23 protein-coding genes and 5 tRNA genes are annotated in these 24,888 nt (G+C 55.8%); 25 read left to right on the top strand and 3 right to left on the bottom strand.

The features are described from left to right. Positions 1-2: 2 nt before the first annotated feature. The 8 genes from truA (at position 3) to WG219_14020 (ending at position 8,041) form a co-directional block, all read left to right on the top strand. Positions 3-869, top strand: coding sequence for a tRNA pseudouridine(38-40) synthase TruA (gene truA / locus WG219_14055; GenBank protein WXL24445.1), 867 nt, complete (start codon positions 3-5; stop codon positions 867-869). 51 nt (positions 870-920) lie between these two features. After that, complete coding sequence (locus WG219_14050; GenBank protein WXL24444.1) at positions 921-1,553, top strand: phosphoribosylanthranilate isomerase; 633 nt, start codon at positions 921-923, stop codon at positions 1,551-1,553. 208 nt (positions 1,554-1,761) lie between these two features. Further along, positions 1,762-2,646 carry an acetyl-CoA carboxylase, carboxyltransferase subunit beta gene (gene accD, locus WG219_14045; protein ID WXL24443.1) on the top strand — a complete coding sequence of 295 codons (885 nt, stop codon included), beginning with the start codon at positions 1,762-1,764 and terminating at the stop codon, positions 2,644-2,646. After that, the gene (folC, locus tag WG219_14040; GenBank protein WXL24442.1) at positions 2,643-3,950 is read left to right on the top strand and encodes a bifunctional tetrahydrofolate synthase/dihydrofolate synthase; all 1,308 of its coding nucleotides are present in this window, start codon (positions 2,643-2,645) and stop codon (positions 3,948-3,950) included. The genes accD and folC overlap by 4 nt, the downstream gene beginning before the upstream one ends. Beyond that, positions 3,934-4,560: an SPOR domain-containing protein gene (locus WG219_14035; GenBank protein ID WXL24441.1), complete on the top strand. Its 627-nt coding sequence runs from the start codon at positions 3,934-3,936 to the stop codon at positions 4,558-4,560. The genes folC and WG219_14035 overlap by 17 nt, the downstream gene beginning before the upstream one ends. 128 nt (positions 4,561-4,688) lie before the next feature. Next, positions 4,689-5,231, top strand: a complete 543-nt coding sequence (locus tag WG219_14030; GenBank protein WXL24440.1) for a CvpA family protein — start codon at positions 4,689-4,691, stop codon at positions 5,229-5,231. Positions 5,232-5,283: 52 nt separating this feature from the next. Continuing rightward, positions 5,284-6,789, top strand: coding sequence for an amidophosphoribosyltransferase (gene purF, locus WG219_14025; protein ID WXL24439.1), 1,506 nt, complete (start codon positions 5,284-5,286; stop codon positions 6,787-6,789). A gap of 40 nt (positions 6,790-6,829) precedes the next feature. Continuing rightward, positions 6,830-8,041, top strand: a complete 1,212-nt coding sequence (locus tag WG219_14020) for an O-succinylhomoserine sulfhydrylase (protein ID WXL24438.1) — start codon at positions 6,830-6,832, stop codon at positions 8,039-8,041. 215 nt (positions 8,042-8,256) lie between these two features. Here the strand turns inward: WG219_14020 and gspD are convergent, their stop codons facing one another. After that, positions 8,257-10,209 carry a type II secretion system secretin GspD gene (gene gspD, locus WG219_14015; GenBank protein WXL24437.1) on the bottom strand — a complete coding sequence of 651 codons (1,953 nt, stop codon included), beginning with the start codon at positions 10,207-10,209 and terminating at the stop codon, positions 8,257-8,259. Positions 10,210-10,213: 4 nt separating this feature from the next. Beyond that, a complete protein-coding gene (locus tag WG219_14010; protein WXL24436.1) occupies positions 10,214-10,792 on the bottom strand; it encodes a type II secretion system protein N in 579 nt (192 codons plus the stop codon). Between the two features lie 325 nt (positions 10,793-11,117). Here WG219_14010 and gspE point away from each other — a divergent pair, with 325 nt between their 5' ends. From gspE to WG219_13940, 14 genes are all read left to right on the top strand, one after another. Continuing rightward, a complete protein-coding gene (gene gspE / locus WG219_14005; GenBank protein ID WXL24435.1) occupies positions 11,118-12,605 on the top strand; it encodes a type II secretion system ATPase GspE in 1,488 nt (495 codons plus the stop codon). A gap of 2 nt (positions 12,606-12,607) precedes the next feature. After that, on the top strand, positions 12,608-13,825 hold the full coding sequence (gene xcpS / locus WG219_14000; protein WXL24434.1) for a GspF family T2SS innner membrane protein variant XcpS: 1,218 nt from the start codon (positions 12,608-12,610) through the stop codon (positions 13,823-13,825). Positions 13,826-13,828: 3 nt separating this feature from the next. Then, on the top strand, positions 13,829-14,254 hold the full coding sequence (gene gspG, locus WG219_13995) for a type II secretion system major pseudopilin GspG (protein ID WXL24433.1): 426 nt from the start codon (positions 13,829-13,831) through the stop codon (positions 14,252-14,254). Positions 14,255-14,259: 5 nt separating this feature from the next. Then, entirely contained in the window at positions 14,260-14,802 is a 543-nt protein-coding gene (gspH, locus tag WG219_13990; GenBank protein ID WXL24432.1) for a type II secretion system minor pseudopilin GspH, read from the top strand. After that, positions 14,799-15,188: a type II secretion system minor pseudopilin GspI gene (gspI, locus tag WG219_13985; protein WXL24431.1), complete on the top strand. Its 390-nt coding sequence runs from the start codon at positions 14,799-14,801 to the stop codon at positions 15,186-15,188. The genes gspH and gspI overlap by 4 nt, the downstream gene beginning before the upstream one ends. Beyond that, the gene (gene gspJ / locus WG219_13980) at positions 15,185-15,874 is read left to right on the top strand and encodes a type II secretion system minor pseudopilin GspJ (protein ID WXL24430.1); all 690 of its coding nucleotides are present in this window, start codon (positions 15,185-15,187) and stop codon (positions 15,872-15,874) included. Before gspI ends, gspJ begins: the two co-directional genes overlap by 4 nt. After that, a complete protein-coding gene (gene gspK, locus WG219_13975) occupies positions 15,871-16,836 on the top strand; it encodes a type II secretion system minor pseudopilin GspK (protein ID WXL24429.1) in 966 nt (321 codons plus the stop codon). The genes gspJ and gspK overlap by 4 nt, the downstream gene beginning before the upstream one ends. Then, positions 16,833-17,966 carry a type II secretion system protein GspL gene (gene gspL, locus WG219_13970; protein ID WXL24428.1) on the top strand — a complete coding sequence of 378 codons (1,134 nt, stop codon included), beginning with the start codon at positions 16,833-16,835 and terminating at the stop codon, positions 17,964-17,966. The genes gspK and gspL overlap by 4 nt, the downstream gene beginning before the upstream one ends. Further along, entirely contained in the window at positions 17,963-18,484 is a 522-nt protein-coding gene (locus WG219_13965) for a type II secretion system protein M (protein ID WXL24427.1), read from the top strand. Before gspL ends, WG219_13965 begins: the two co-directional genes overlap by 4 nt. Positions 18,485-18,621: 137 nt before the next feature. After that, positions 18,622-18,697, top strand: a tRNA-Val gene (locus WG219_13960). Between the two features lie 34 nt (positions 18,698-18,731). Beyond that, positions 18,732-18,808, top strand: a tRNA-Asp gene (locus WG219_13955). Positions 18,809-18,907: 99 nt separating this feature from the next. Then, positions 18,908-18,984 (top strand) — tRNA-Asp (locus WG219_13950). A gap of 46 nt (positions 18,985-19,030) precedes the next feature. Then, positions 19,031-19,106 (top strand) — tRNA-Val (locus tag WG219_13945). Positions 19,107-19,142: 36 nt separating this feature from the next. Beyond that, positions 19,143-19,219, top strand: a tRNA-Asp gene (locus WG219_13940). Between the two features lie 265 nt (positions 19,220-19,484). On the opposite strand, the gene WG219_13935 is transcribed toward WG219_13940, so the two are convergent. Beyond that, positions 19,485-20,522 carry an AraC family transcriptional regulator gene (locus WG219_13935; protein ID WXL24426.1) on the bottom strand — a complete coding sequence of 346 codons (1,038 nt, stop codon included), beginning with the start codon at positions 20,520-20,522 and terminating at the stop codon, positions 19,485-19,487. 214 nt (positions 20,523-20,736) lie between these two features. Here WG219_13935 and WG219_13930 point away from each other — a divergent pair, with 214 nt between their 5' ends. The 3 genes from WG219_13930 (at position 20,737) to WG219_13920 (ending at position 24,887) form a co-directional block, all read left to right on the top strand. Then, positions 20,737-22,767: an NADPH-dependent 2,4-dienoyl-CoA reductase gene (locus WG219_13930; protein WXL24425.1), complete on the top strand. Its 2,031-nt coding sequence runs from the start codon at positions 20,737-20,739 to the stop codon at positions 22,765-22,767. 79 nt (positions 22,768-22,846) lie between these two features. Next, on the top strand, positions 22,847-23,287 hold the full coding sequence (locus WG219_13925) for a nuclear transport factor 2 family protein (protein WXL24424.1): 441 nt from the start codon (positions 22,847-22,849) through the stop codon (positions 23,285-23,287). A 250-nt stretch (positions 23,288-23,537) separates the two neighbouring features. Then, positions 23,538-24,887, top strand: a complete 1,350-nt coding sequence (locus WG219_13920; GenBank protein ID WXL24423.1) for a chromosome partitioning protein ParA — start codon at positions 23,538-23,540, stop codon at positions 24,885-24,887. Position 24,888 lies beyond the last annotated feature (1 nt).

The following is a 24,888-nucleotide window of genomic DNA, read 5'->3' as shown; positions in this document are numbered from 1 at the left end:
ACATGTCTGATGGTGTTACTACAGCGGCAGCCGAATCGGCTGCCGCTGGCGTTTTTAAGATAGCGCTTGGCGTTGAATATAAGGGCTCGCGGTACCGTGGCTTTCAGCGGCAGTCTGCTGGGGTGCCTTCCGTTCAGGGAGCGCTGGAGAAGGCTTTGACCAAGGTGGCCGGTGGCTCTCCTATAACCATCAGTTGCGCGGGGCGTACTGACGCCATGGTGCATGCTTGTGGTCAGGTCATCCATTTCGAGACCACGGTTGCGCGTCCTCTGCATGCATGGGTTATGGGCGGCAATATGAACCTACCTGGTGATATCAGTGTCACCTGGGCCAAGGAGATGCCGGCTCATTTCGATGCGCGATTCAGTGCCATGGCCAGACGTTATCGTTATGTGATTTATAACGATCAGATTCGCCCTGCCCATCTTGCCGAAGAGGTGACTTGGAATCATCGCCCGCTTGATGTGGCGCGTATGCGTGAGGCGGCCAAAACGTTGATTGGCACACATGACTTCAGTTCGTTCCGGGCTAGTCAATGTCAGGCCAAGTCGCCAGTCAAAACCATTCATCACCTTGAGCTGATCGAATTCGGGCGTTTACTGGTGCTGGATATTCGCGCCAATGCGTTTCTGCATCATATGGTGCGCAATATTGCAGGCGTTCTGATGACTGTCGGTGCGGGCGAACGTCCGGTGGAATGGGTGCATGAAGTCCTCGAACGCCGAGAGCGTCGCGCCGGTGGGGTCACGGCTCATCCCTATGGGCTGTATTTGGTTAAGGTTGATTACCCGGAAGAGTTTGAGATTCCCCAGCGTTACTTGGGGCCACACTTCTTGTCCGGATTGCCTGATGTGGCGGCTGACGCCTGAGAGGCTATTTGTTAGCATCCGGCGATTATTGAATGGATTGAGGTCTGCCTGTTGTCAGTCGTTCGAAGCAAAATTTGCGGAATTACCCGCGTAGAAGACGCTCTGGCTGCTGTGCAAGCTGGTGCAGATGCCATCGGCTTTGTGTTTTACGCTAAAAGCCCGCGTGCGGTTAGCGTACAGCAGGCTAGGGCGATCATTGGTGCTTTGCCGCCGTTTGTAACAACGGTGGGTTTGTTTGTGAACGCCAGCCGCTGCGAGTTAGGCGAGATTCTGGATGCCGTTCCGCTGGATTTACTGCAATTTCACGGTGATGAAACACCGGCTGAGTGTGAGGGTTATCACCGCCCTTATATCAAGGCGTTGCGGGTGAAGGCGGGCGACGATATTGCGGCTCAGGTTGCTCGTTACAACAACGCCAGCGGTATTTTGCTAGACACCTTTGTGCAGGGGGTACCGGGGGGGACGGGTGAAGCGTTTGACTGGTCACTGGTACCTGAAGGGCTGAGTAAATCTGTAATTTTGGCTGGAGGGCTGACGCCCGACAATGTCGCTGACGCCATTGCACAGGTTCGACCCTATGCCGTTGATGTCAGTGGTGGGGTGGAGAAGGGTAAGGGCATTAAGGATGCTGAAAAGATTCAGGCCTTTATGCAGGCAGTGCACAGCGTAAAAGCGCGCGGCTGAATGTGACGATGCGGCCAGCTGGGCCGTCCATACACCTATTGCAGGTTATGGGAACACTGCGGGCAGCTGTAAAGGTGGCGTGTGAGGGGTAAGTGGTTAGGTGTCACCCTGAGCCGGCCCCTTAAGTGGCTGTACTTATGAATTTATCTGGATGGGCAAAGCCCTGTTGGCGCAGCCTGTCCGGTCAATAGCTTGGAGAGTCAAGAGCATGAGCAACTGGTTGGTAGATAAACTGATCCCATCGATCATGCGTTCCGAGGTCAAAAAGAGTTCGGTTCCGGAAGGTTTGTGGCACAAGTGCCCGTCTTGCGACGCAGTGCTGTACAAGCCCGAGCTGGAAAAGACGCTGGATGTCTGCCCCAAGTGCAACCATCACATGCGCATTGATGCGCGGACCCGCTTGGATATTTTCCTGGATGTTGACGGTCGTGAAGAGCTGGGTGCCGACCTGGAGCCAGTTGATCGTCTGAAGTTCCGTGATAGCAAAAAGTACAAAGACCGCCTGACTGCGGCCCAGAAACAAACCGGCGAGAAAGATGCTTTGGTTGCCATTCGTGGCACCTTGGAAGGTATGCCGATTGTAACGGTCGCTTTCGAGTTTTCATTCATGGGCGGCTCCATGGGCGCTATCGTTGGTGAGCGCTTTGTCCGTGCGGCCAATGTGGCTCTGGAGCAGCGCTGCCCGCTGGTGTGCTTCTCTGCTTCGGGCGGTGCTCGTATGCAGGAAGCGCTGATCTCTCTGATGCAGATGGCCAAGACCTCTGCGGTGCTGGCGCGTCTGCGTGAAGAGGGTATCCCGTTTATTTCCGTGTTGACTGACCCGGTTTACGGTGGTGTGTCGGCCAGTCTGGCGATGCTGGGTGATGTGATTGTTGCTGAGCCGAAGGCCCTGATTGGCTTCGCCGGTCCGCGCGTTATTGAGCAGACTGTGCGTGAGAAACTGCCTGAAGGCTTCCAGCGCAGTGAGTTCCTGCTGGATCACGGTGCTATCGACATGATTATTCCGCGTGCTGAGCTGCGCCCGCGTCTGTCCCGCCTGCTGGCTCAGTTCATGGGCCGTCCGTCTCCTGCGGCGCTACCGGAATCTGCATGAGCAAGCGGTCCCTTGCTGAGTGGCTGAGCTACCTTGAGCAGCTGCACCCCAGCGCCATTGATATGGGGCTGGAACGCTCCCGTGCGGTACTGGATCGACTAAACCTCGGCGCTGTGGCGCCGAGGGTCGTTACGGTCACGGGGACCAATGGCAAGGGTTCTACCTGCGCCTTTATTGCGTCATTGCTGGCAAGCCAAGGCCTGCGGGTCGGTGTCTATAACTCCCCCCACCTGCTGCGTTACAACGAGCGTGTGCAGGTCGCGGGTGTCGAGGCATCCGATGCTGAGCTTTGTGAAGCATTTGAAGCAATTGAAGCGGCTCGCGGTGATATTTCACTGACCTATTTCGAGATGGGGACTCTGGCTGCCTTCTGGTTGTTTAAGCAGGCTGATCTGGATGCTCTGGTTCTTGAGGTGGGCCTCGGTGGCCGTTTGGATGCGGTGAATCTGCTGGACGCCGATGTGGCTGTGGTGACCAGTATTGGTCTTGATCATTCTGACTGGCTGGGTGATACCCGAGAGTCGGTCGCATTCGAGAAAGCCGGTATATTCCGTTGCGGAAAGCCTGCGGTTTGTGGTGATGTGCAACCGCCGCAGCCACTTCTGGATCAGTCTGATTTGCTCAAAGCGCCGTTTTATTTGCGCGGTCGTGACTTCAATCTGAAGGTTAAGGCTGGCAATTGGTCATGGCAGGGCTGTAATCAGCAGGGTGAGTCACTGGTTTTGGAGCAGATCCCGCTGCTTGACCTGCCGATGGAGAATGCTGCTCTGGCGCTTCAGGTCTATGCCTTGCTGGATATGCCCTGGCAGCCGCAGACTGCGATGTCGGCATTGTGCGCTGCCCGGGTTACCGGGCGCCTTGATCGTCGCGCACTCACCTGGCAGGGCAAGAAGCTGACGTTGCTGCTGGATGTCGGGCACAATCCGCATGCGGCTAACTACTTGGCGCAGCGTCTGGCAGCGCGTCCATTGACACATAAGCGTCTGTCTGTGTTTGCTTTACTGTCTGATAAAGATCTTCAGGGAGTGGTTACGCCGCTGCTTGGGGAGATCGCTCATTGGGCCGTGGCACCACTGCCGACCACCCGCACCCGTGAGGCCGCTGAGTTGCAGCAGTGTTTGCAGGGGCTAGGAGCGCAGGCAGAGGCGTTTGATTCTGTTAAAGCGGCGCTGGAAGCGCAGCTAACAAAGGCAGCAGACGGTGACGAGGTGCTGCTGTTTGGTTCATTCTATTGTGTGGCCGAGGCCCTTGAGTGGCTTAGCCACCAGGCTGATGAGGACGTGCAGGATGGCTTTGCTGGATAAAGGATTGAAACAGCGCATGGTCGGTGCGCTGGTTTTGCTGGCGCTGGCAGTCATTTTGCTGCCCATGCTGCTTTCACGCCAGGACGAGCCGAGAGTCGTCGAGGTGAATGCACCTGAAATGCCCGAAACGCCTCAAATTGTAGAGATTGAGCCCGAGCCGGTTGCTGTTCCCGAACCGCAGCTTGTGCCAGAGGAGCTGGTCGTGCAGCAGGCGGAGCCTGTTGTGCCCGAGCCTGTCGTGAGCAATCCTGCACCTGCACCTGCACCTGCACCTGCACCTGCACCTGCACCCGCCAAGCCTGCTGTTGTCGAAAAACCTGTTGTAACCGCCCCTGTAGCTCAGCCACAGAGTCGTCTGGATGCCAACAGTCTGCCGATCAGTTGGTCGATTCAGGTGGCCAGCTTGTCCAGTGCCGAGGGCGCCAACAAGCTACAAAACACCCTGCGTGGCCAAGGCTATAACGCGTACGTACGCTCTTTTGATGGCATGAATCGTGTGTTTGTCGGCCCCGTAATTGATCGTGCTGAGGCTGAGAGAATGCGCGATCAGTTAAACCGCAAGCACAAAGTAAGCGGTTTCTTGGTGCGCTTTCAGCCAGAAAGTCGTTGATTAAAGGCCCGGTTTTACCGGGCTTTGTCATTTTCTGATCAGCGATTGCGGCTGATATCAATCCTTTGCTTACGCCTGCCCTGTGGCTCTGTTAAAATACTGCGCCTTTCCCGTAGGTAATCAGCATCGTGGCTTTCACCTGGGTCGATTGGGCGATCATCGCCATTGTCGTCATTTCAAGTTTGATCAGTTTGAGCAGAGGTTTCGTTAAAGAGGCCTTATCCCTGCTTAACTGGATAGTTGCAGGCGTTGTGGCCTGGATGTTTGGCGGGGCGCTTGCCGGGCATCTCGCGGCTTATATCGAAACGCCATCTGCGCGGGTTATTGCTGCTTGCGCCATTCTTTTCGTCGTCACACTTTTAGTTGGCGCGCTGATCAGTTATCTGATCGGTGAGCTAATCCGTGTCACTGGCTTGTCTGGCACTGATCGATTTCTGGGCATGGTCTTCGGCGCGGCCCGTGGCGGCTTATTAGTGGTCGTACTGGTGGGCCTGTTGAGCCTGGCACCGGTGCAAGAGGATCTGTGGTGGCAACAGTCGACTCTGTTGCCACATTTTCTGATGGTGGCTGATTGGTCCAAGAATTTGATTTTGGGGTTGTCCAGTCAGTGGCTTGCCAGTGGTGTTACGGCGCCAGTGGAGTTACCGTTCAAAGAGGTATTGCAGCCATAACGGCCGCAGTGCATTGAGATTCACGTGTTTCATTAAGTAGGGGTTGCGTCACATGTGCGGCATTGTCGGTATTGTCGGTAAATCAAACGTCAATCAGGCGCTGTATGACGGTCTGACTGTCCTCCAGCACCGCGGCCAGGACGCTGCCGGTATTGTCACCAGTCACAACGGACGTCTTTTCCTGCGTAAGGATAATGGTCTGGTACGTGATGTGTTCCAACAGCGCCATATGCAGCGCTTGGTTGGTAACGTCGGTATCGGTCATGTGCGTTATCCGACCGCTGGTAGCTCCAGCTCGGCTGAGGCTCAACCGTTTTACGTCAACTCGCCTTATGGCATCACCTTGGCGCACAACGGTAACTTGACCAATGTTGAGCAGTTGGCCAAAGAGATCTACGAATCTGACCTGCGCCATGTGAACACGAATTCCGATTCGGAAGTGCTGCTCAACGTGTTTGCCCACGAGCTGGCGGTGCGCGGCAAACTGCACCCGACTGCTGACGATATTTTTGCCGCGGTCTCCAGCGTGCATGAGCGCTGTGTAGGCGGTTACGCTGTGGTGGCAATGATTACCGGGTATGGCATTGTTGGCTTCCGCGACCCTAACGGTATCCGCCCGATCGTTTTCGGCCAGCGTCACACTGATGATGGCGTTGAATACATGATCGCTTCGGAAAGCGTATCCCTGGATGTATTGGGCTTCACCCTGATTCGCGACTTGGCACCGGGCGAGGCTGTATACATCACTGAAGAAGGCGAGTTGTTCACCCGTCAGTGTTCGCAAAATCCGAAATATGCCCCTTGCATCTTTGAGCATGTTTACCTGGCGCGCCCAGACTCGATCATGGACGGTGTCTCGGTTTATAAGGCTCGTCTGCGCATGGGCGAGAAACTGGCTGAGAAAATTCGCCGCGAGCGCCCGGATCACGATATCGACGTGGTCATCCCAATTCCTGATACCAGCCGAACCTCTGCGTTGGAGCTAGCCAACCATCTTGGCGTTAAGTTCCGCGAAGGCTTTGTGAAGAACCGCTATATCGGCCGTACCTTCATCATGCCGGGGCAGGCCGCACGTAAAAAATCCGTGCGCCAGAAGCTCAATGCGATTGAGCTAGAGTTCCGTGGCAAGAACGTGATGCTAGTCGATGACTCGATTGTGCGCGGTACCACCTGCAAACAAATCATTCAGATGGCCCGTGAAGCGGGTGCTAAGAACGTGTATTTCTGTTCGGCAGCGCCAGCCGTTCGTTACCCGAACGTGTACGGTATCGACATGCCAAGCGTGCACGAGTTGATCGCCCATAACCGTACCACTGAAGAAGTGGCAGAGTTGATCGGTGCCGATTGGCTGGTGTATCAGGACCTGCCGGATCTGATCGATGCAGTGGGCGGCGGCAAAGTGAAGATTGAGAACTTCGACTGTGCTGTATTTGATGGCAAGTATGTCACCGGCGACGTGGATGAAGCCTATCTGAACAAGATTGAGCAAGCGCGCAATGACGCCACTAAGTCGAGTGTGCAGTCCGTCAGCGAGATCATTGATCTGCACAACAACTAATGGAAGCGCGGCTCGATTGCCGGGCCGCTGAGAGGGTGCAATGACGATTGAATGGGATGCCGGGCGTCTGGACAGTGATCTGGATGGCGTGAGTTTCGATACCCTGGCGGTCCGTGCCGGTCAGCAACGTTCGCCTGAGGGCGAGCACAGTGAGGCGCTGTTCCTGACCTCCAGCTATGTGTTCCGTACGGCTGCCGATGCGGCGGCGCGTTTTGCCGGTGATGTACCGGGCAATGTGTATTCGCGTTACACCAACCCGACTGTGCGTGCTTTCGAAGAGCGCATGGCGGCGTTGGAGCAGGCAGAACAGGCAGTGGCGACATCCTCCGGGATGGCTGCAATTATGTCTGTGGTTATGAGCCTGTGCAGTGCGGGTGACCATGTGCTGGTTTCACGCAGCGTGTTTGGCTCGACCATTAGCCTGTTTGAAAAGTACTTCAAGCGTTTTGGGGTTGAAGTCGACTACGTGCCGTTGGCTGATCTCGATGCTTGGGCTACTGCTTTTAAGCCGAACACCAAGCTGTTGTTCGTCGAGTCGCCGTCCAACCCGCTGGCTGAGCTTGTGGATATTGCCGCTCTGGCTGAGTTGGCTCATGCCAAGGGCGCACTACTGGCGGTAGACAACTGTTTCTGCACTCCTGCATTACAGCAGCCGTTGACCCTGGGCGCGGACGTTGTGATTCACTCCGCCACCAAATATATCGACGGCCAGGGCCGTAGCATGGGCGGAGTTGTGGCCGGTCGTGCAGAGCTGATGAAAGAGGTGGTTGGTTTTCTGCGTACTGCAGGCCCGACGTTGAGCCCGTTCAATGCTTGGCTTTTCTTGAAAGGGCTGGAAACCCTGCGTATCCGTATGCAGGCGCACTGTCAGAGCGCTTTGCAGCTGGCTCAGTGGCTTGAGCAGCAGCCGGGGATTGAACGGGTGTATTACGCGGGCCTGACCAGCCACCCGCAACATGAGCTGGCTAAGCGTCAGCAGCGTGCATTCGGGGCTGTGGTCAGCTTTGAAGTTAAAGGTGGTAAAGAGGCTGCTTGGCGTTTTATTGATGCAACCCGAGTGATCTCCATCACCACCAACTTGGGTGATACCAAGACCACCATTGCCCATCCTGCGACCACTTCCCACGGTCGTCTCAGCCCTGCTGAGCGCGCCAATGCGGGAATCAGCGACAGCCTGATTCGCGTTGCCGTTGGGCTGGAGGATGTCGCCGATTTGCAGGCCGATCTGGCCCGTGGTCTGGCCGCCATCTGATCCGCTGCAAACTCACTGGCGTGCCAGTGAGTTTGTCTTCACCGAGTCATTTTCCATTGGTTCTGCTTTAAAGCGTGTAGATTACAACTAGAGACCCTTGTTAAGGGCCGCTAGTTGTTTCTATAGAAAGAAGACAGAGTCGGATAAAAAGTTATTACCGAAAAGTGCAGATAAAAAGGCCCTGCATAGGCGGAGCCTTGATAACTGCACCTCGTTTAACGCAGATCAATGGTGCTAGCTTTATCCGACTTGTCGAACAGCAGTGTTGGGTCGCGGGGCAGAATGCCCGGTTTGTAGTCTTCACGACCGTCACCCAAGACACGTATATCGCTGTACTTCTTGCCTGACAATGCAGCCAGGCCTGCCGCGTCACGAACCACGGTAGGGCGTAGGAATACCATCAAGTTACGCTTAACACGTGTTTCTTTGCTGGAGCGGAACAGACGGCCCAAAAAGGGGATATCGCCCAATAGTGGCACCTTGGAGTCTGCTTGGGTGACGTCATCCTGAATCAGTCCGCCGAGCACGATGACCTGGCCGTCCTCGGCGAGGATGGTGCTCTTAATTGAGCGCTTGTTGGTGATTAAGTCGACAGCTGATATGCCTTGTGTAGTAGGGGCGATGGATGAAATTTCCTGTTCGATCTCCAAGCGTAACGAGGCACCGTCATTAATATGCGGCGTAACTTTGAGCGTTACACCAATATCCTGGCGCTCAATTGTGGTGAATGGATTATCTGCACCCGATGAATTGGTGGTGAACGATCCTGTTTGGAAAGGAACGTTCTGACCCACCAGGATTTCAGCCTTTTGGTGGTCCAGAGTCAGTAGGCTTGGTGTTGATAACAGGTTGCTCTTACTGTTAGCCGATAGGGCAGTAATGAGCATGCCGAACTTATCAGTACCCACACCTATAATTGCACCATCTGGCAAGTTGCCGATGGCACTGTTATCGGAGCCTTCGCTCTTGTCGAGAAACGCTTGCAACACTTTGCCGACAGAGAGGCCGGTACCGCTAAAGTTTGTACCACCCAAGCCCCCAGTGCTGCCTCTTGCATCGATTGCCCATTGCACCCCAACGGCATCAGAAATGTCGCCGGAGACTTCAACGATTGCGGCTTCGACCATCACCTGGGCGCGGGGCACATCCAGCTGTCGTACAATATCTTCGAGTGTCGCGACCACGTCGGGCTCTGCAAGCAGAACCAAGGCATTGAGGCTTTCGTCTGCGCGAATGAGCAGGTTTTGCGGTTTACCGGTCCCGGCTTCGCCGCTGCCTTCTGGCTTGAGCTTCTCAGACAGTTCGCCCAGGGTTTCAGCGAGACTTTTAGCATCGCTGTGACGCAGTCGGATGACTCGTGTGTTGGCTGAGCGGCTGGTGGGCGTATCGAGGGAATGGGCAAGATTGATCAGTTTGGTTCGTGCGGCGGGTGGGCCGAGAATAATCAAACGATTGGTCCGCCCGTCAGCAATTACCTGAGTGCCGGACGCGCCTTTGGTCTGGCCTCGATCGATGGAGTTACGCAGTACTTCAGCGGTATCCATAACCCAGGCATGTTGCAGGTTCATGACGCTGTAGTCGTTCTGGCCTTTTTGATCCAGCTGGCGGATCAGGTCTTCGATGCGCTGAATATTCGCGCTGCGGTCGCTGATGATGATCGCGTTAGCACTGGTGATTGCAGCCAAGTGGCCATATTGAGGTACCAGTGGTCGGATTAACGGAATCAATTCAGCGGCAGAAGATTGCTGGACCTGAATTAGGCGGGTTTCCAGGCGATCAGGCGCAGCGCGACCGCTGTCGGCCTCCGCTTTAGCTTCAGCGTTGGGCACGATCCGGGCCTGATCCCCTTGGGTGATCACGGTAAAACCGTGAGTGGCCATGACCGAAAGGAACAGCTGATAGACCTCAGTCAAATTCAGTGGGCTGTTTGACACAACACTGACTTGACCTTTCACCCTGGGGTCGACTACGAAGGTCTGTCCGCTGATCTGGGCAACCTGGTCGACAAACTCCCTGATATCAGCGCCTTTGAGGTTGATCGTCCAGCTTTCCTCTTGCTGACTGTTGCTGGGCGTAATGCCTGTGGGGGCCGCAAGCGCTGGTAAGGGGCTGAAAACTAGGCCGGCAAGCAGCAGGGCAGAGGTAATTCGCGAGAGAGTCGGAGTCATCGGTTCACTGGCTTTCCGTGTCAGATTCACTGTTGGCAGCAGGTTCCGCGGCACTGTCGGTTCCCTGCATTTGCTGTTGGAGTTCGCGCATGCGTTCGCGCAATTGCTTCAAATCATCGGACTCAAGCACTTCAAGCTGCTCAGGTGTCAGGTTTTCTTCTGCTGCCTGAGGCTCAGTGGCCATGTCTGTCACGGCAAATGAACTCGATTTTGAAACCGGAAAACTGAGACTCTCGCGCCGTCCGTTGCGCATCAGTTCAACCTGGTTGGTGGATACAGAGTGCAGGGTTACACCGCTGCTGATTTCATCGCCGACGCGGTAACGTTGCGCGGTTGCACCATTGAGAATAATAGCGCTGGATTGTTGCGAATCAGGGTGCACGAAGCTGCCAAGCAGCGTCAGATTTAAGTTGGTGCTGGGCGCCGGGCCCTGTTGAGTCGCGGCGCTTTTGCCGAAGAGTTTGTTCAGCTGCGGGTCTAGGGTGTTGTCATGCGCGGCATTAGCTGCCGTGGGCGCAGACGCAGGTTTGGACTGGATCAGCCGCATCCAGTCGACACTCTGCCATGCCAGGCTGATGCTCATGGCAATAATCAAGGCTAACCCTACTAATGTAGGGGCATGCCTGTGCAGCCAGCGCTGTGAAGCTGGTAGAGGCAAGGGGTGTCACTCCATGGCTTATTATTATATCGGTGTCGCAATGAGGCCGATCATAACGCCTTGAACTCCATTTGCCAGCCCCTCGTAAGGATGGTGTTTCGTTCAGCGCAATGTGCTAAAGATAACGCGCTGCTTTGAGGAGGTTGCGGTCAAATAATAACAATTAGCACGCAGAATCCATTTTGAGCCTGTCAGAGGATTGGTCAGGTTGTTAATGGAGCGTATGTGTCAAAAGAAAGGCAACTTAGGGATGAATGCGCTGCTCACCGATACGCCATTAAGGCGTCTACCATTTAGTTTCGCCAAGCGCCATGGCGTGCTTTTGCAGTCCACTAACGGGCTGCCCGGGCTTGCATACCGGCCAGGTGTCGACCCGGTTGTGCTGGCTGAAGCCCGGCGATTTTGTGGATGTAATCTGGCCCTGATTCCCCTTTCCAGTGAGGCGTTCGATCAGGCACTTGGTGCGGCCTATCAGCATGACTCCGCCTCAATGCAACTGGCTGAAGACATTGGCGGTAGCTTGGATCTGGCCGCGCTGGCGGATCAGGTTCCGGAAACCGAAGACCTGCTGGAGCAGGAAGACGATGCGCCGATTATTCGCCTGATCAATGCCATTCTTGGTGAGGCGATCAAGGAGAACGCCTCCGATATTCACTTGGAAACCTTCGAGAAACGCTTGGTCGTGCGCTTTCGCGTGGACGGTGTATTGCGTGAGGTGCTGGAGCCTAAGCGCGAACTGGCCGGTTTGCTGGTGTCCAGGGTCAAGGTGATGGCGCGGTTGGATATCGCCGAAAAACGTATTCCTCAGGATGGGCGAATCTCACTGAAGGTCGGTGGGCGCGAGGTGGATGTGCGGGTGTCGACATTGCCTTCTGCAAATGGCGAGCGGGTGGTGCTGCGTCTGCTGGATAAACAGGCCGGTCGTCTGAATCTTCAGCATTTAGGCATGAGCCCACGAGATCGTGACCTGATGGAAGAAACCGTGCGTAAGCCTCATGGCATTTTGCTGGTAACGGGGCCTACCGGATCGGGTAAGACAACCACGCTGTACGCCAGTTTGACCAGCCTTAACGACAGTACGCGCAACATCCTGACCGTCGAAGACCCGATTGAATACCACCTCGAAGGCATCGGTCAGACCCAGGTTAACTCCAAAGTTGATATGACCTTTGCCCGTGGTCTGCGGGCAATCCTGCGGCAAGACCCGGATGTGGTGATGGTCGGTGAAATCCGTGACCGGGAAACCGCCGAAATTGCGGTCCAAGCATCGCTGACCGGGCACCTTGTGTTGTCCACACTACACACCAACAGCGCTATTGGCGCCATTACTCGTTTAGTCGACATGGGTGTGGAGCCATTCTTGCTGTCGTCCTCGCTTTTAGGCGTATTGGCGCAGCGTTTGGTTCGAGTTCTATGCCCGCACTGCAAGGAACCTTACCAGGCTGACGAGGCTGAGTGCCGATTGCTGGGAGTAGGTCCTGATCAAGCACCGACATTGCATCGTGCTCGTGGTTGTGCGGAATGCCATCAGCAGGGGTATCGAGGACGTACCGGTATCTACGAGCTGGTGGTGTTCGATGATCAGATGCGTACCTTGATTCACAACGCAGCCTCTGAGCAGGAGATGAACCGGTATGCCCGCAGCCTTGGGCCGAGTATCCGCGATGATGGTCGGCGTAAGGTGCTGGAAGGGGCCACGACCATCGAGGAAGTGCTGCGTGTGACGCGGGAGGAATAGCTTTGGCCGCGTTCGAATACATTGCGCTGGACGGCAAAGGCCGTCAGCAGAAAGGTGTGCTGGAGGCCGATAGCGCGCGACAGGTTCGGCAGATCCTTCGCGAGCGGCAAATGGCGCCTCTGGAGGTCAAGGCATCGCGCAGCCGGGAAAACACCAGCACGGCGGCTCGGTTCAGTTTCAATCGGGGCATTTCCGCCGCTGATCTGGCCTTGATCACCCGCCAGTTGGCGACACTTGTGGAGGCTGCCTTGCCGATCGAAGAGGCCTTGCGGGCTGCTGCTGCACAGGCCACTTCCTCCCGCGTGCAAAGCATGCTGCTGGCGGTACGTGCGCGGGTGCTGGAGGGGCATGACCTAGCCAGCAGTCTGAAAGAATTCCCTTCGGCATTTCCCGAGCTTTACCGCGCAACTGTTTCAGCGGGTGAGCATGCCGGACATTTGGGGCCGGTACTGGAGCAACTGGCGGATTACACCGAACAGCGTCAGCAGTCACGGCAAAAGATTCAACTGGCGTTGCTGTATCCATTGATTCTGATGGGCGCTTCGCTGCTGATTGTCGGCTTTCTGCTCGGCTATGTGGTGCCGGATGTGGTGAAGGTCTTCATTGATTCCGGGCAGACCTTGCCAGCGCTGACCCGTGGCCTGATTGCTCTGAGTGACTGGGTCAAGGGCTGGGGGTGGCTCGCTGTTTTACTGATTGCGGCTGGGGTTGTGGCGTTGCGTGTTGCCTTGCGCGATGAGTCTTTCCAGACCCGTTGGCATGCATTTTTGCTGCGGGTGCCATTGGTTGGGCGCTTAATCCGTGCGACGGATTGCGCTCGCTTTGCCTCAACGCTGGCAATTCTGACTCGCAGTGGCGTGCCTCTGGTTGAGGCGTTGCACATTGCAGCGCAGGTGATCGCCAATCGGATGATTCGCGCCGATGTGTTGGTGGCCGCGCAAAAGGTGCGCGAGGGGGGGTCGCTGACCCGTGCGCTGGAGGTCAGCGGGCAGTTCCCGCCGATGATGCTGCACATGATCGCCAGTGGCGAACGCTCTGGTGAACTGGATCAGATGCTAACGCGCACCGCAGCGAATCAGGAAAGTCAGTTGGGTGCGCAAATTGCGCTGTTGGTTGGGCTTTTTGAGCCCTTTATGTTGGTGTTTATGGGAGCGGTGGTGCTGGTCATTGTGCTGGCTATCTTGTTGCCAATTCTCTCTCTCAATCAGTTGGTGGGTTAAGTAATGAAGAAACGTCAGAGCGGTTTTACCCTGATCGAAATCATGGTCGTGGTGGTCATCCTCGGCATCCTTGCAGCGTTGGTAGTTCCACAGGTGATGAGTCGCCCGGATCAAGCCAAGGTGACCGCCGCGCAGAACGATATCCGCGCCATTGGTGCAGCACTGGATATGTACAAACTCGACAACCACGCCTACCCAAGTACCCAGCAGGGGCTTGATGCGTTGGTGAAAAAGCCCAGTGGCAATCCGCAGCCGAAAAACTGGAACCGAGATGGCTACCTGAAGCGCCTGCCAATTGATCCGTGGGGTAACCCGTATCAGTACCTGGCGCCGGGCACTAAAGGTCCGTTTGATCTGTACTCCTACGGTGCCGACGGTAAAGAAGGCGGCAGCGATCAGGATGCTGATATCGGTAACTGGGATCTCTAACCAGCATGAGCCAGCGGCGGACAAAAAACAGGGGATTTACCCTGATCGAGTTGCTGGTTGTGCTGGTGATTCTGGGCGTGCTGATTTCGCTGACAGCCTTTAGCAGCGGTATCGCCGGGCCGGGGCGTAAGCTGCAAGGGGAGGCTGAGCGCCTGGCAGGTTTGATAGGTGTACTGGCAGAGGAGGCCGTATTGGATGACCAGGAATATGGTTTGTTGTTAACGCCAAACACCTATCAGGTCTTACGTTACGAGCCCTTCAAGCGTGAGTGGCTACCTTTGCCCGGTAAACCCTATGCCTTACCGGACTGGGCCGAGCTGACCATGGAGCTGGAAGGGGCAGCGCTCGCGCTACCTGAGCAAGAGAAAAAAACGGCGAAGCCCGGCAAACCAGTACCACAGTTATTACTGCTGTCTAGCGGGGAAATGAGTCCTTTCCGGTTGCGTGTGGCAGAGCGCAGGCCGGATGGATTGCGTATGCAGTTGGTCAGCGACGGCTTCCAGTTGCCTAAGGCTGAGCTGGAGCAGACAACGGGAGCGCGCAAATGAGGCGTGCACGCGGTTTCACCTTGCTTGAGGTCTTGGTCGCACTGGCCATTTTTGCCCTAGTGGCCGCCAGTGTGCTTAAGGCTGGCAGCGGCAGTCTGCAAACCGCAGCCCGGCTTGAGGAAAAGACCTTGGCCATGTGGGTGGCGGATAATCGTCTGGTTGAAATGCAGCTGTCACAAGAGCCGGTTGCCGATGGCCGTGAGCAGGGCGATACCGAGCTGGGCGGCCGTCGTTGGCAATGGATGAGCGAAGTAAAGAATACCAGTGAGCCGGACATGCGCCGGGTTACTTTGTGGGTTGCACTGTACAACCCGAAAGAACTCACCACGGATATTAGGGAGCGTGCCGTGGTCAGCCTTAGTGGCTTTATCGGGCTGGCACCATGAGGCGTGTACAAGGTTTTACCTTGCTGGAGCTGCTGATAGCCATAGCCATCTTTGCGCTGCTGGGGCTGGCGACTTACCGCATGCTCGACAGCGTGATGCAGACCGATAAGGTTACCCGCGCCCACGAGGCGCAATTGCGCGAACTGTTGCGAGGTATGGCTGCATTCGAGCGGGATGTGGTGCAGGTGATTGCACGACCGGTGCGTGACCCTTTTGGTGAATCCCGGGCCGCCTTGATTGGTGAGGATTTGAACGGTGCTGTCATTGAACTGACCCGTAGCGGCTGGCGTAATCCATTGGAGCAACCTCGCTCCAACCTGCAACGCGTGCGCTGGCAGCTCAGTGGTGAGCAATGGCAGCGCCGCTACTGGACCGTGCTGGATCAAGCACAAGACAGCCAGCCGCAGATACAGCAAGCGTTAACGGGGGTAACTGAGGTGCGCCTGCGGTACATGGATAAGGATCATAACTGGCAGGAAACTTGGCCTCCGCCCAACAGCAGCACTCAGGAATCCCTCACGCTGCTGCCACAAGCAATAGAGTTGCGTTTGCAACATGAGCGGTATGGCGAACTTTATAGGTTGATTCGCTTGCCCGAGGGCATACCGGAAAAAGCCCGTCAGGCGGGTGGCACTCCACCTGATGAGGAGTCCGGTGAGGCTCAGCCCGAGGTGCCGCAGACATGAAACGGCAGCAGGGTATGGCCCTGATCACCGTGTTGTTGGTAGTGGCTGTCGTGACAGTAATTAGCGCCGGCATCATCGCACGTCAGCAGGTGTCGATCCGCAGCAGCGGTAACCAACTCCATGTGCGCCAAGCCCTGCATTACGCGATGGGCGGTGAAATTTTGGCGAAAGCCATACTGCAACGCGACCTCAGCCAGGGAAATCCGCGAGAGCCGGTCGATCACCTTGCTGAGCGCTGGGCCCGGCCCAATAAGCCGTTTGCATTGGACGAGGGAGGGCAGCTGCAAATGCAGATTATCGACCTGTCCAGTCGCTTCAATATCAACAGCCTGGTACGCAATGGGCAGCCGAACCAGCCCGCTGTGGCGCAATTCCGCCGGTTGCTGCTAACCCTGCAAATTGATGCGCCCTATGCTGAGCGGCTGATTGATTGGATCGACGCGGATGACCAGCCCTCCGGTGGATTCGGCGCCGAAGACAACCAGTATCTACTGGACCCGCCTGCTTATCGTGCGGCCAATCGCGAATTTGCTGATGTCTCCGAATTGCGCTTGATTTTGGATATGACACCGGAGGACTACCAGCGCTTACAGCTGTATGTCACTGCGTTGCCAGCGGATGCCCCCTTGAACGTCAATACGGCCAGTGCCCGGGTACTGACGACGCTTGCGGATGGCATTTCTTTCAGTACGGCGCAGGGGCTAGTGGCGGCTAGGGGGGCAGAGGGGTTCCCCAATATAAAAGCATTTGAAGCCCAAGTGGGCGGTATGAAATTGCAAAGCCAGCGTCTGGATGTGGGTAGTCGTTATTTTCAGGTGATTACGGATGTGACCGTCGGTGATCGTCGCCAGGTATTGCGCAGCAACCTGTATCGGGGCGCTGATGGCAAGGTATACGTACTAAGCAGGGATTTGGGGCAGGGGGCGTTAATGCCAGTGGTCGTTGAGGAAGAGCAACAATGAATACTCGTATCTTTCTGCCGCCAGAGGCGTGTGCGGAGGTAAACGCAGAACTGCTGGTTTGGTTAGTGACTGCCGAGACCAGTGAAGCCCTTAGCTTTGCCGAAGCGCAGTCACGCATAAGTGGCAGTTGGACGTTGGTGTTACCGGTGGAGGTAGTGACCGCGTGCGCCGTCAACCTGCCTACCCGCAAAGCGCGCTGGTTACGCCAAGCGTTGCCGTTTGCCGTGGAGGACATTCTGGCTGATGACGTAGAGCTGATGCACCTGGCGTTGGGGGAGCAATTGGCAGATGGGCGTCATCGTGTATATGCCGTTCGCAAAAATTGGTTGGCTGGTTGGTTGAGTGCCTGCACGCATGCGCCCCAAGCGATAGCAGTGGATGCTGACCTGTTACCGCACGAAGGTTGTAGCCTGTTGATGCGTAATGATCGATGCCTACTTGGCGGTGAAAGCGCCGCCCGGCTCGCGTTCAGCCTGCAAGACTGGGAGCACTTGGGAGCGCTTGTTGCTCAGCCCGTTCGGGCATGGCATGAAGAAGATGTGACTGTTCCGGCAGATATAGAACAGCGCGAATCGCTGGCTGATTCCTACCGGTGGTTAGCGCAGCAGCCGCTGCGCAACAATCTTGCCCAAGGTGAGTTTGCGGTGCAGAGCAGCAATGGCCAATGGCAGCGGTTTAAGCCTGTGGCGGCGGTGGTAATCCTATTGCTGGCCATGCAATGGGTGTTCAATCTCGCCCAGGGGTGGCACCTGCAGCGTCAGGCGGATGTCTATGCCGAAGCCAGTGAGGCGTTGTATCGGGAGTTATTTCCGGATGATACCCGCTTGGTGAATGTCCGGGCGCAGTTCGATCACCATCTTCAGGGAGCAACAGAGGGCGGTCAGTCTCGTATGCTCAATCTGCTTAGTCAGGTCAGTGTGGCGCTCAATCAGAGTGGTAGACGGGTTGAGATTGCTCAGGTCGATTTTAGTGAGGTGCGGGGAGACTTAGCCATGCAGGTTGTAGCCAGTGGTTTTGCTGATCTGGAGCAGTTGCGTGAGCACTTACAAAGCAGTGGTTTAAGTGTGCAGCTAGGCTCCGCCACGCGTGAAGGTGAGGGGGTAAGTGCAAGGGTGGTGGTCGGAGGATGAGCATATTAGCGAAGACCCAAGGGCTAACCCGCCAGTTTGAAAACTCCCAGTTACTGCAACGCTGGCGCACCTTGGCGCCCCGTGAACAGGTTGCATTGGGTGGATTACTCATGTTTCTGGTGTTGGTACTGCTGTATCTGGCGCTTTGGCAGCCTGCCCAGAAGCATGTCCAGCAGGCTAAGCTGGCGTTTGAGTCGCAGCGTGATTTGCATGCCTATATGCAAGCCAATGCCGAGCGGGCCAAAGCGGCCATAAACGTTCCGCAAGTAGCCGTTGACCCTGCGCGTCTCCAAGGCCTGGTTACCTCTACCGCCGCTGCTCAGGGGTTAATGGTTGAACGCGTCGACAGTGATGGCAGCGGTGTCGTCCAAGTGAACCTGCGTCCAGCTCCTTTTGCCCAATTGCTACGCTGGTTTACCCTGCTGCAGGAACAAGGTGTGGGGATTGCCGAGGCTGGGCTGAATCGGGGGGATGACAATCTTGTTACGGCTCGACTGAGTTTGCGAGTGGCTAACTAAACCCCACAAGACCTCGGAGGATGCTCCGAGGGGGGAGGCTGCGCAGTGAGATGTTTTTTCTCTTTTTTAGAAAAACTTCAAGCAGGGTGTTGACTTACGTTCGGTTCATCCGTACATTGCGCACCTCGCAAGCAAGCGGGTGATTAGCTCAGCCGGGAGAGCATCTGCCTTACAAGCAGAGGGTCGGCGGTTCGATCCCGTCATCACCCACCACTTGCTGTGAAGGACATTATGTCCAAACCGACGCGCAGCGGTAGTTCAGTCGGTTAGAATACCGGCCTGTCACGCCGGGGGTCGCGGGTTCGAGTCCCGTCCGCTGCGCCACATTTTCCATCTCAGGCATGCTTGGGATGAGGCAGAAAAGCAAAGCTTAGCTGCCAGACGAAGCAAGAGTTGTACTGGGCATTATGCCCAAACCGACGCGCAGCGGTAGTTCAGTCGGTTAGAATACCGGCCTGTCACGCCGGGGGTCGCGGGTTCGAGTCCCGTCCGCTGCGCCATATTTAAAAGCCCTTTTTAGTAAGGGTTTTGATGAGAAGTAAAACCGGGTGGTTAGCTCAGCCGGGAGAGCATCTGCCTTACAAGCAGAGGGTCGGCGGTTCGATCCCGTCACCACCCACCATTTTTGTTGTACCGGGCGTTATGCCCAAACCGACACGCAGCGGTAGTTCAGTCGGTTAGAATACCGGCCTGTCACGCCGGGGGTCGCGGGTTCGAGTCCCGTCCGCTGCGCCATACAAGAAACCCTCAGGTAGCAATACCTGAGGGTTTTTTCTTGCCTGAGACAAATTGTCATATTGCGTTCATATTCATTCTTTAGCTTGATACCTATCATCTTTTAGAGCGGAACCTCCGCTACAGGGATGAGTCAGAGCTATTAATCAATAAAGGAGAATGAAATGGACGAGTATCAGGAAGAACTGCTGGAGGCCCGTGCTGCTGAGTACGATCCCGCAGAGTTGGACGAAGACGCTACCGAGCTTTAACGAGGTAGCGTTTTTTATGGGGTTCGGCGCTGTTCGCGTCGGTATTCACCCGGGGTCTGCTGGTTCCAGCGTTTGAAGGCCCGTTGAAACGCCTCGGCTGAGGCAAAACCCAGCAAGTAGGCAATCTCCCCAAAACTGAGTTCGGTATCGCGGATGTAGGCGACCGCCAAGTCTCTGCGCGTGTCATTAAGCAAGGTGCGGAACTGTGTGCCTTCTTCTGCCAGCCTACGGCGCAGTGTCCAAGGTGGTAGGTGCAAGCGTGTGGCGACTTCCTCTAAGTCGGGCTCGCGGCCCTGCAATAGCGCTCCCAGCAAGTGTGTGATGCGTTCGCTGAGGTTGCGTGTGCGTGTCAGTTGTTCCAGTTCCTTTTCGCATATCTCCAAAAGATGAGCCCATGTACCCGGGCAATGCTCTGGGTTGCGCAGGTTGAGTGCCTGTTGGCTCAGGCGAAGCTGGTTGTGACTGGCTGAAAACTCCACCGGGCAGTTAAGCAGGCTGCTATAGCGCTCAGCATAATCTGGCTCTGCAAACTCAATCTGCACCTTGTCGACTTCGATTGGCTGCTGCGCCAATTTACTCAGGTGGTGCAGCCACCCGGAGAGCACAGAGTCAACCACAAAACGGTTGTAGGCGTTGTAAGGGCTGATGGAATAGAAGCGCAGCCAGGCACCCCGTGTGTCCTCGTGAAAACTGGATTGACCGCGGTAGTTGGCAGCATACAGCGGCTCAAAGCGAATGATCGTTCGCGCGGCTTCGCGTACCGTGGGCGCTTGGGCTGCGGTAACGCCTGCCAGCCCAAGTTGGCTCAGGCGCGCATGCTGGCCCATCAGCAGCCCAAGCGCCGGTTCGTTGCACTGTTGGATAGCGCTGTGCCCCAAGCGCATAAAGCGCGGGATCGACAGTCGAGCTCTAGGTTCGGCCAGTCGACTTGCATCCAGTCCGTAGGCTTCAAGCATAGGCTCCGGAGCATAGCCGCACTGCTTCATGGCATCGGCTAGCCCGTAGACAAAGCCCACTGATAAGTTGCCGAGTCTGATCCGGGCCTTGTTCATGTTTTTGAGCCTGTCTGATTGCGAGCTGGCGCTGTGAAGGTAGGTGACTGCTTTGGTTTTGCCAAGCCTATCTGTAACTTTTGATCAGTATCTTGTTATTTATGGTCATTGAGCGCTCAGGTGCGGGTGACTATTGTCATGTCCATATCGACTGGCACCCAGTAAGAGGTGCTGGCGCTTCCGTGTAATGCCAAAGCCCGATGTGGAGATTGTCATGACTGCTTACCCTAATTTGTTGGCCCCGCTGGACCTCGGCTTCACCACGCTGCGCAACCGTACTCTGATGGGTTCCATGCACACAGGGCTGGAGGAAAGGCCAGATGGCTTCGAGCGTATGGCAGCCTATTTTGCTGAGCGTGCCCGTGGTGGTGTTGGCCTGATGGTGACGGGCGGAATTGGACCGAACGTGGAGGGCGGTGTGTACTCCGGCGCAGCCAAGCTGACAACGCCGGAGGAGGCCGACAAGCACCGTATCGTGACCCGTGCCGTGCACGAAGCGGGCGGTAAAATCTGCATGCAGATTCTTCATGCTGGCCGTTATGCCTACAGCCCGAAGTCGGTAGCACCGAGCGCCATTCAGGCGCCGATCAACCCGTTTAAACCCAAAGAACTGGACGAAGAGGGCATCGAGAAGCAGATCGCCGATTTTGTGACCTGCGCAACGCTGGCCCAGCAGGCTGAGTATGACGGCGTTGAGGTGATGGGGTCGGAAGGTTATTTCATTAACCAATTCCTGGTTGCGCACACCAACCACCGTACTGATCGTTGGGGTGGTTCTTACGAAAACCGTATGCGCCTGCCTGTGGAGATCGTGCGCCGTGTGCGTGAGGCGGTGGGGCCGAACTTCATCATCATCTATCGGCTGTCCATGCTCGATCTGATCGAGGGCGGCAGTACCTGGGATGAAATCGTGATGCTGGCCAAGGCGATTGAAAAGGCCGGTGCCACCATTATTAACACCGGTATCGGCTGGCATGAAGCGCGCATCCCGACCATCGCCACCAAGGTGCCGCGTGCGGCCTTTACTAAGGTCACTGCCAAACTGCGTGGTGAGGTGAGCATCCCGCTGATTACCACCAACCGTATCAACACCCCGGAAGTGGCTGAGCAAGTGCTGGCTGAAGGGGATGCGGACATGGTGTCGATGGCCCGACCATTTCTGGCTGATCCTGAATTCGTCAACAAGGCGGCTGCTGGTCGGGCGGACGAAATCAATACTTGCATCGGCTGTAACCAGGCCTGCTTGGATCACACCTTTGGCGGCAAGCTGACCAGTTGCTTGGTTAACCCCCGTGCCTGCCATGAGACTGAGTTGAATTACATCCCCACCACTCAGGTGAAAAAGATAGCCGTGGTAGGTGCAGGCCCTGCGGGGTTGTCGGCAGCCACTGTAGCGGCAGAGCGCGGCCATAGTGTTGTGCTGTTTGATGCTGCCAGTGAGATCGGCGGGCAGTTCAATGTCGCCAAGCGCGTACCGGGCAAGGAAGAATTTTGCGAGACGCTGCGTTACTTCAAGAACAAGCTGAAATCCACGGGCGTGGATGTGCGCCTGAACACCCGCGTCAGTGCGGATGATCTGGTTAAGGGCGGTTATGACGAGATCATTCTGGCAACGGGTATCGTGCCGCGCACACCAGCAATTCCCGGTATCGAGAGTGAGAAGGTGATCAGCTATTTGGATGCGATCCTTGAGCGTAAACCGGTAGGACAGAAGGTCGCGGTGATTGGCGCAGGCGGTATTGGTTTTGACGTCTCCGAGTTCATTACCCACCAAGGCGAGTCCACCAGCCTCGACCGCGATGCGTTCTGGAAAGAATGGGGTATCGACAAGGCATTGAATGCGCGTGGTGGCGTTGCGGGCGTTAAAGCAGACGTTCATCCGGCGGCTCGTCAGGTGTTCTTGCTGCAACGTAAGAAAAGCAAAGTCGGCGATGGACTTGGCAAAACCACCGGTTGGATTCACCGCACTGGCCTGAAGAACAAGAACGTGCAGATGCTCAACTCGGTCGAGTACTTGAAGATTGATGAGGCTGGTTTGCACATTCGTATAGCTGAAGGCGAGCCTCAGGTATTGCCGGTGGATACGGTAATCGTGTGTGCGGGCCAGGATCCGCTACGCGATCTGCATGGTGGGTTGGTGAATGCTGGCCAAAGTGTGCACCTGATTGGCGGTGCTGATGTGGCAGCTGAGCTGGATGCTAAGCGTGCGATCAATCAGGGCTCGCGCCTGGCAGCAACTCTGTAAACATGAAGCCCCGCGTGATGCGGGGCTTTTTTATGTGTTGGTAACGCTGTAGTGATCGAATAAGAACAAGGAGAGGATCATGAGCTGTGAATTGCAATTGCAGCCCGCTGCTGCCGCAAGTCTGGCCCGCTGGCATCAGTTCGTTGAGCAAAAAGACCTGAGCGGTTTGCCGGGGTTGTTGCATCCACAGGCTGTTTTTCGTTCGCCTGTCGCGTACAAGCCTTATAGCGGAGCCCCTGTGGTTTCGCTGATTCTAAATACCGTGATTAAGGTGTTTGTCGATTTTACTTATCACCGTGAGTTGGTCACAGTGGATGGGTTAAGTGTGGTGCTGGAGTTTAGTGCCAAGGTCGCAGGGCGTGACTTAAAGGGTATCGACCTGATCCGTTTCGATGAGGAAGGCAAGATTGTTGAGTTTGAAGTGATGGTACGCCCAATGAGTGGCTTGCAAGCGTTGGGGGAGGAGATGGGGCGTAGGTTGGCACCGTTTCTTTCGGCCGGGAAACCTGATTCAAATTAAGAATGCTATTTGACTAATCTGATAGTTTGTAGCGATGACGCTGTTAACGGGGTGAGTGATAACTGTGTCACATGGTTCGCGGGTTCTTTCCCATAGACTTGCGGTCATAGGGCTTAAGCAAAGGCTGTAGATCGCCAATTCTAGGGCTGTCTGATTGCCGCTATTTGCTAAATAAATATGAAAACGCACTCAACACGTGCCAACCGTGTTGCAGGCTGGACAGGCATTCTGTTCGGGCGAGGGAGATTCGATGGGGCTGAAAAAGAAACCTCAGATGGTCGAGGCGGTTTTGTTCTTCAATGAGCAGGGCGGCATCGGCAAGCAGATGATGTTCACCGAGTTCGAAGCATTGCTGGATGGCGTGGTGAACATTGCAGAGTTTGCTGATCAGCAAAAAAAAGTGGCGTATGTCCTGATCACGCCGCGTTTGTTGGTTAAGTCTGTGGTCTGTTTCTATCTCGATTTTGATGAAGATGGCGCGCCGGACCGGGGCTGGAACATTCCTCTGCAACTGCTTGCGGATAAAGCCCAGTTTGGCCCTGATTTAGGTGGCGGCCCTATACGCCTTGTATCCCGTGATAACTGCTCAGTTAGCAGTCATCACCATTTTCTTTGGGAGCCTGATTTTGCGGCGCAAAAAAATGAGTTGGTGCTGCTAGCGGAGGCCGTCAAGCGCAACTCGCTGGGTATTCTGGTTGAGGAGGAGCCCCGGGGCACTCAGGCTGCCTTGAATATCGCTGGCACTAAAGACGATACACAGCTCCGGCTAGACCGTGACCAGCGGATGAAAAACGCCGAGCTGCTAAAGCAGCAACGTCAGCTTCTGGAAACATTGACCCGGGAGCACGAGGCAGAGTTGGGGCGCCTCAAGGACGAGCTACAGCAACAGAGTGCGGGTTTTCACCAACAGATCGCCCGCCTGCAAAGTGAGCTGTCACAGCAGCAGGCTGAAAATGCTGCATTACGGGTGCAGATTGCCGAGTTGCAGGCTGAATCTGCGGCGCAGGCTGCGCGTTTTCAGGCCAGTCGAAAGGAAATGGGCGACCAGTTACGTAGCCTTGAACAGGATGCGCGTCAGGAAACTGAGCAATTGCGGATGCAGTTTGAGCGGGTAATGCAGGATAAATTGGACAAGCTGCAAGCTCAGCATAAAGAGCAACTGTCCATTCGTGATGTTGAGATGGCTTATCTGCATGAGCAGGATGGTCATAACCAGCAGGAAATTAAGCGCCTGACAGAGGCTAATACACAGCTGTTAACCCAAGGTGGACTGCGCTACCTGGAAGGGCTTAATGCATTGGGTGTGATGTTTGTGGTGTATCACCCCGGAGCTGGGCATTTGACGATACCGATACAGGACATTGCTCATTATCAGGACAACCCGATGGCGTACGCAGCGAGCAAATGTTTTGTCAGCGAAGAGCAATATCGCTTGTGGGTCGAGCACTACCAGCAGCCCACTTGCATTGCTGTTATGGCCAATGGTGAACGCTGCGCTATCCCGCTGGATCGGGTGGATGTACCTGGACGGTTTATCGCGGGTGAGTCCAATTGTTGTTCTCGCCACAAGACAGGTGCGCGTCTGCGCAGTGCAGGCTGAT

The sequence above is a fragment of the Pseudomonas mendocina genome, from assembly GCA_037482215.1.
Lineage (GTDB): Bacteria > Pseudomonadota > Gammaproteobacteria > Pseudomonadales > Pseudomonadaceae > Aquipseudomonas > Aquipseudomonas mendocina_E.
Note: the sequence above shows the minus strand (reverse complement) of the source record. Positions and strands in the feature narration are given on the sequence as shown.

Excerpts from the sequence above, each read along its gene's own strand:
- gspK (WXL24429.1), top strand. The coding sequence starts at position 15,871 with ATGAAACGGCAGCAGGGTATGGCCCTGATCACCGTGTTGTTGGTAGTG.
- gspL (WXL24428.1), top strand. The coding sequence starts at position 16,833 with ATGAATACTCGTATCTTTCTGCCGCCAGAGGCGTGTGCGGAGGTAAAC.
- WG219_14020 (WXL24438.1), top strand. The coding sequence starts at position 6,830 with ATGACGATTGAATGGGATGCCGGGCGTCTGGACAGTGATCTGGATGGC.
- gspD (WXL24437.1), bottom strand. The coding sequence starts at position 10,209 with ATGACTCCGACTCTCTCGCGAATTACCTCTGCCCTGCTGCTTGCCGGC.
- truA (WXL24445.1), top strand. The coding sequence starts at position 3 with ATGTCTGATGGTGTTACTACAGCGGCAGCCGAATCGGCTGCCGCTGGC.
- folC (WXL24442.1), top strand. The coding sequence starts at position 2,643 with ATGAGCAAGCGGTCCCTTGCTGAGTGGCTGAGCTACCTTGAGCAGCTG.
- WG219_13930 (WXL24425.1), top strand. The coding sequence starts at position 20,737 with ATGACTGCTTACCCTAATTTGTTGGCCCCGCTGGACCTCGGCTTCACC.
- WG219_14035 (WXL24441.1), top strand. The coding sequence starts at position 3,934 with ATGGCTTTGCTGGATAAAGGATTGAAACAGCGCATGGTCGGTGCGCTG.
- purF (WXL24439.1), top strand. The coding sequence starts at position 5,284 with ATGTGCGGCATTGTCGGTATTGTCGGTAAATCAAACGTCAATCAGGCG.
- WG219_14010 (WXL24436.1), bottom strand. The coding sequence starts at position 10,792 with ATGAGCATCAGCCTGGCATGGCAGAGTGTCGACTGGATGCGGCTGATC.
- WG219_13925 (WXL24424.1), top strand. The coding sequence starts at position 22,847 with ATGAGCTGTGAATTGCAATTGCAGCCCGCTGCTGCCGCAAGTCTGGCC.
- WG219_13935 (WXL24426.1), bottom strand. The coding sequence starts at position 20,522 with ATGAACAAGGCCCGGATCAGACTCGGCAACTTATCAGTGGGCTTTGTC.
- gspJ (WXL24430.1), top strand. The coding sequence starts at position 15,185 with ATGAGGCGTGTACAAGGTTTTACCTTGCTGGAGCTGCTGATAGCCATA.
- gspG (WXL24433.1), top strand. The coding sequence starts at position 13,829 with ATGAAGAAACGTCAGAGCGGTTTTACCCTGATCGAAATCATGGTCGTG.
- WG219_13965 (WXL24427.1), top strand. The coding sequence starts at position 17,963 with ATGAGCATATTAGCGAAGACCCAAGGGCTAACCCGCCAGTTTGAAAAC.
- accD (WXL24443.1), top strand. The coding sequence starts at position 1,762 with ATGAGCAACTGGTTGGTAGATAAACTGATCCCATCGATCATGCGTTCC.
- gspH (WXL24432.1), top strand. The coding sequence starts at position 14,260 with ATGAGCCAGCGGCGGACAAAAAACAGGGGATTTACCCTGATCGAGTTG.
- gspE (WXL24435.1), top strand. The coding sequence starts at position 11,118 with ATGAATGCGCTGCTCACCGATACGCCATTAAGGCGTCTACCATTTAGT.
- WG219_13920 (WXL24423.1), top strand. The coding sequence starts at position 23,538 with ATGGGGCTGAAAAAGAAACCTCAGATGGTCGAGGCGGTTTTGTTCTTC.
- gspI (WXL24431.1), top strand. The coding sequence starts at position 14,799 with ATGAGGCGTGCACGCGGTTTCACCTTGCTTGAGGTCTTGGTCGCACTG.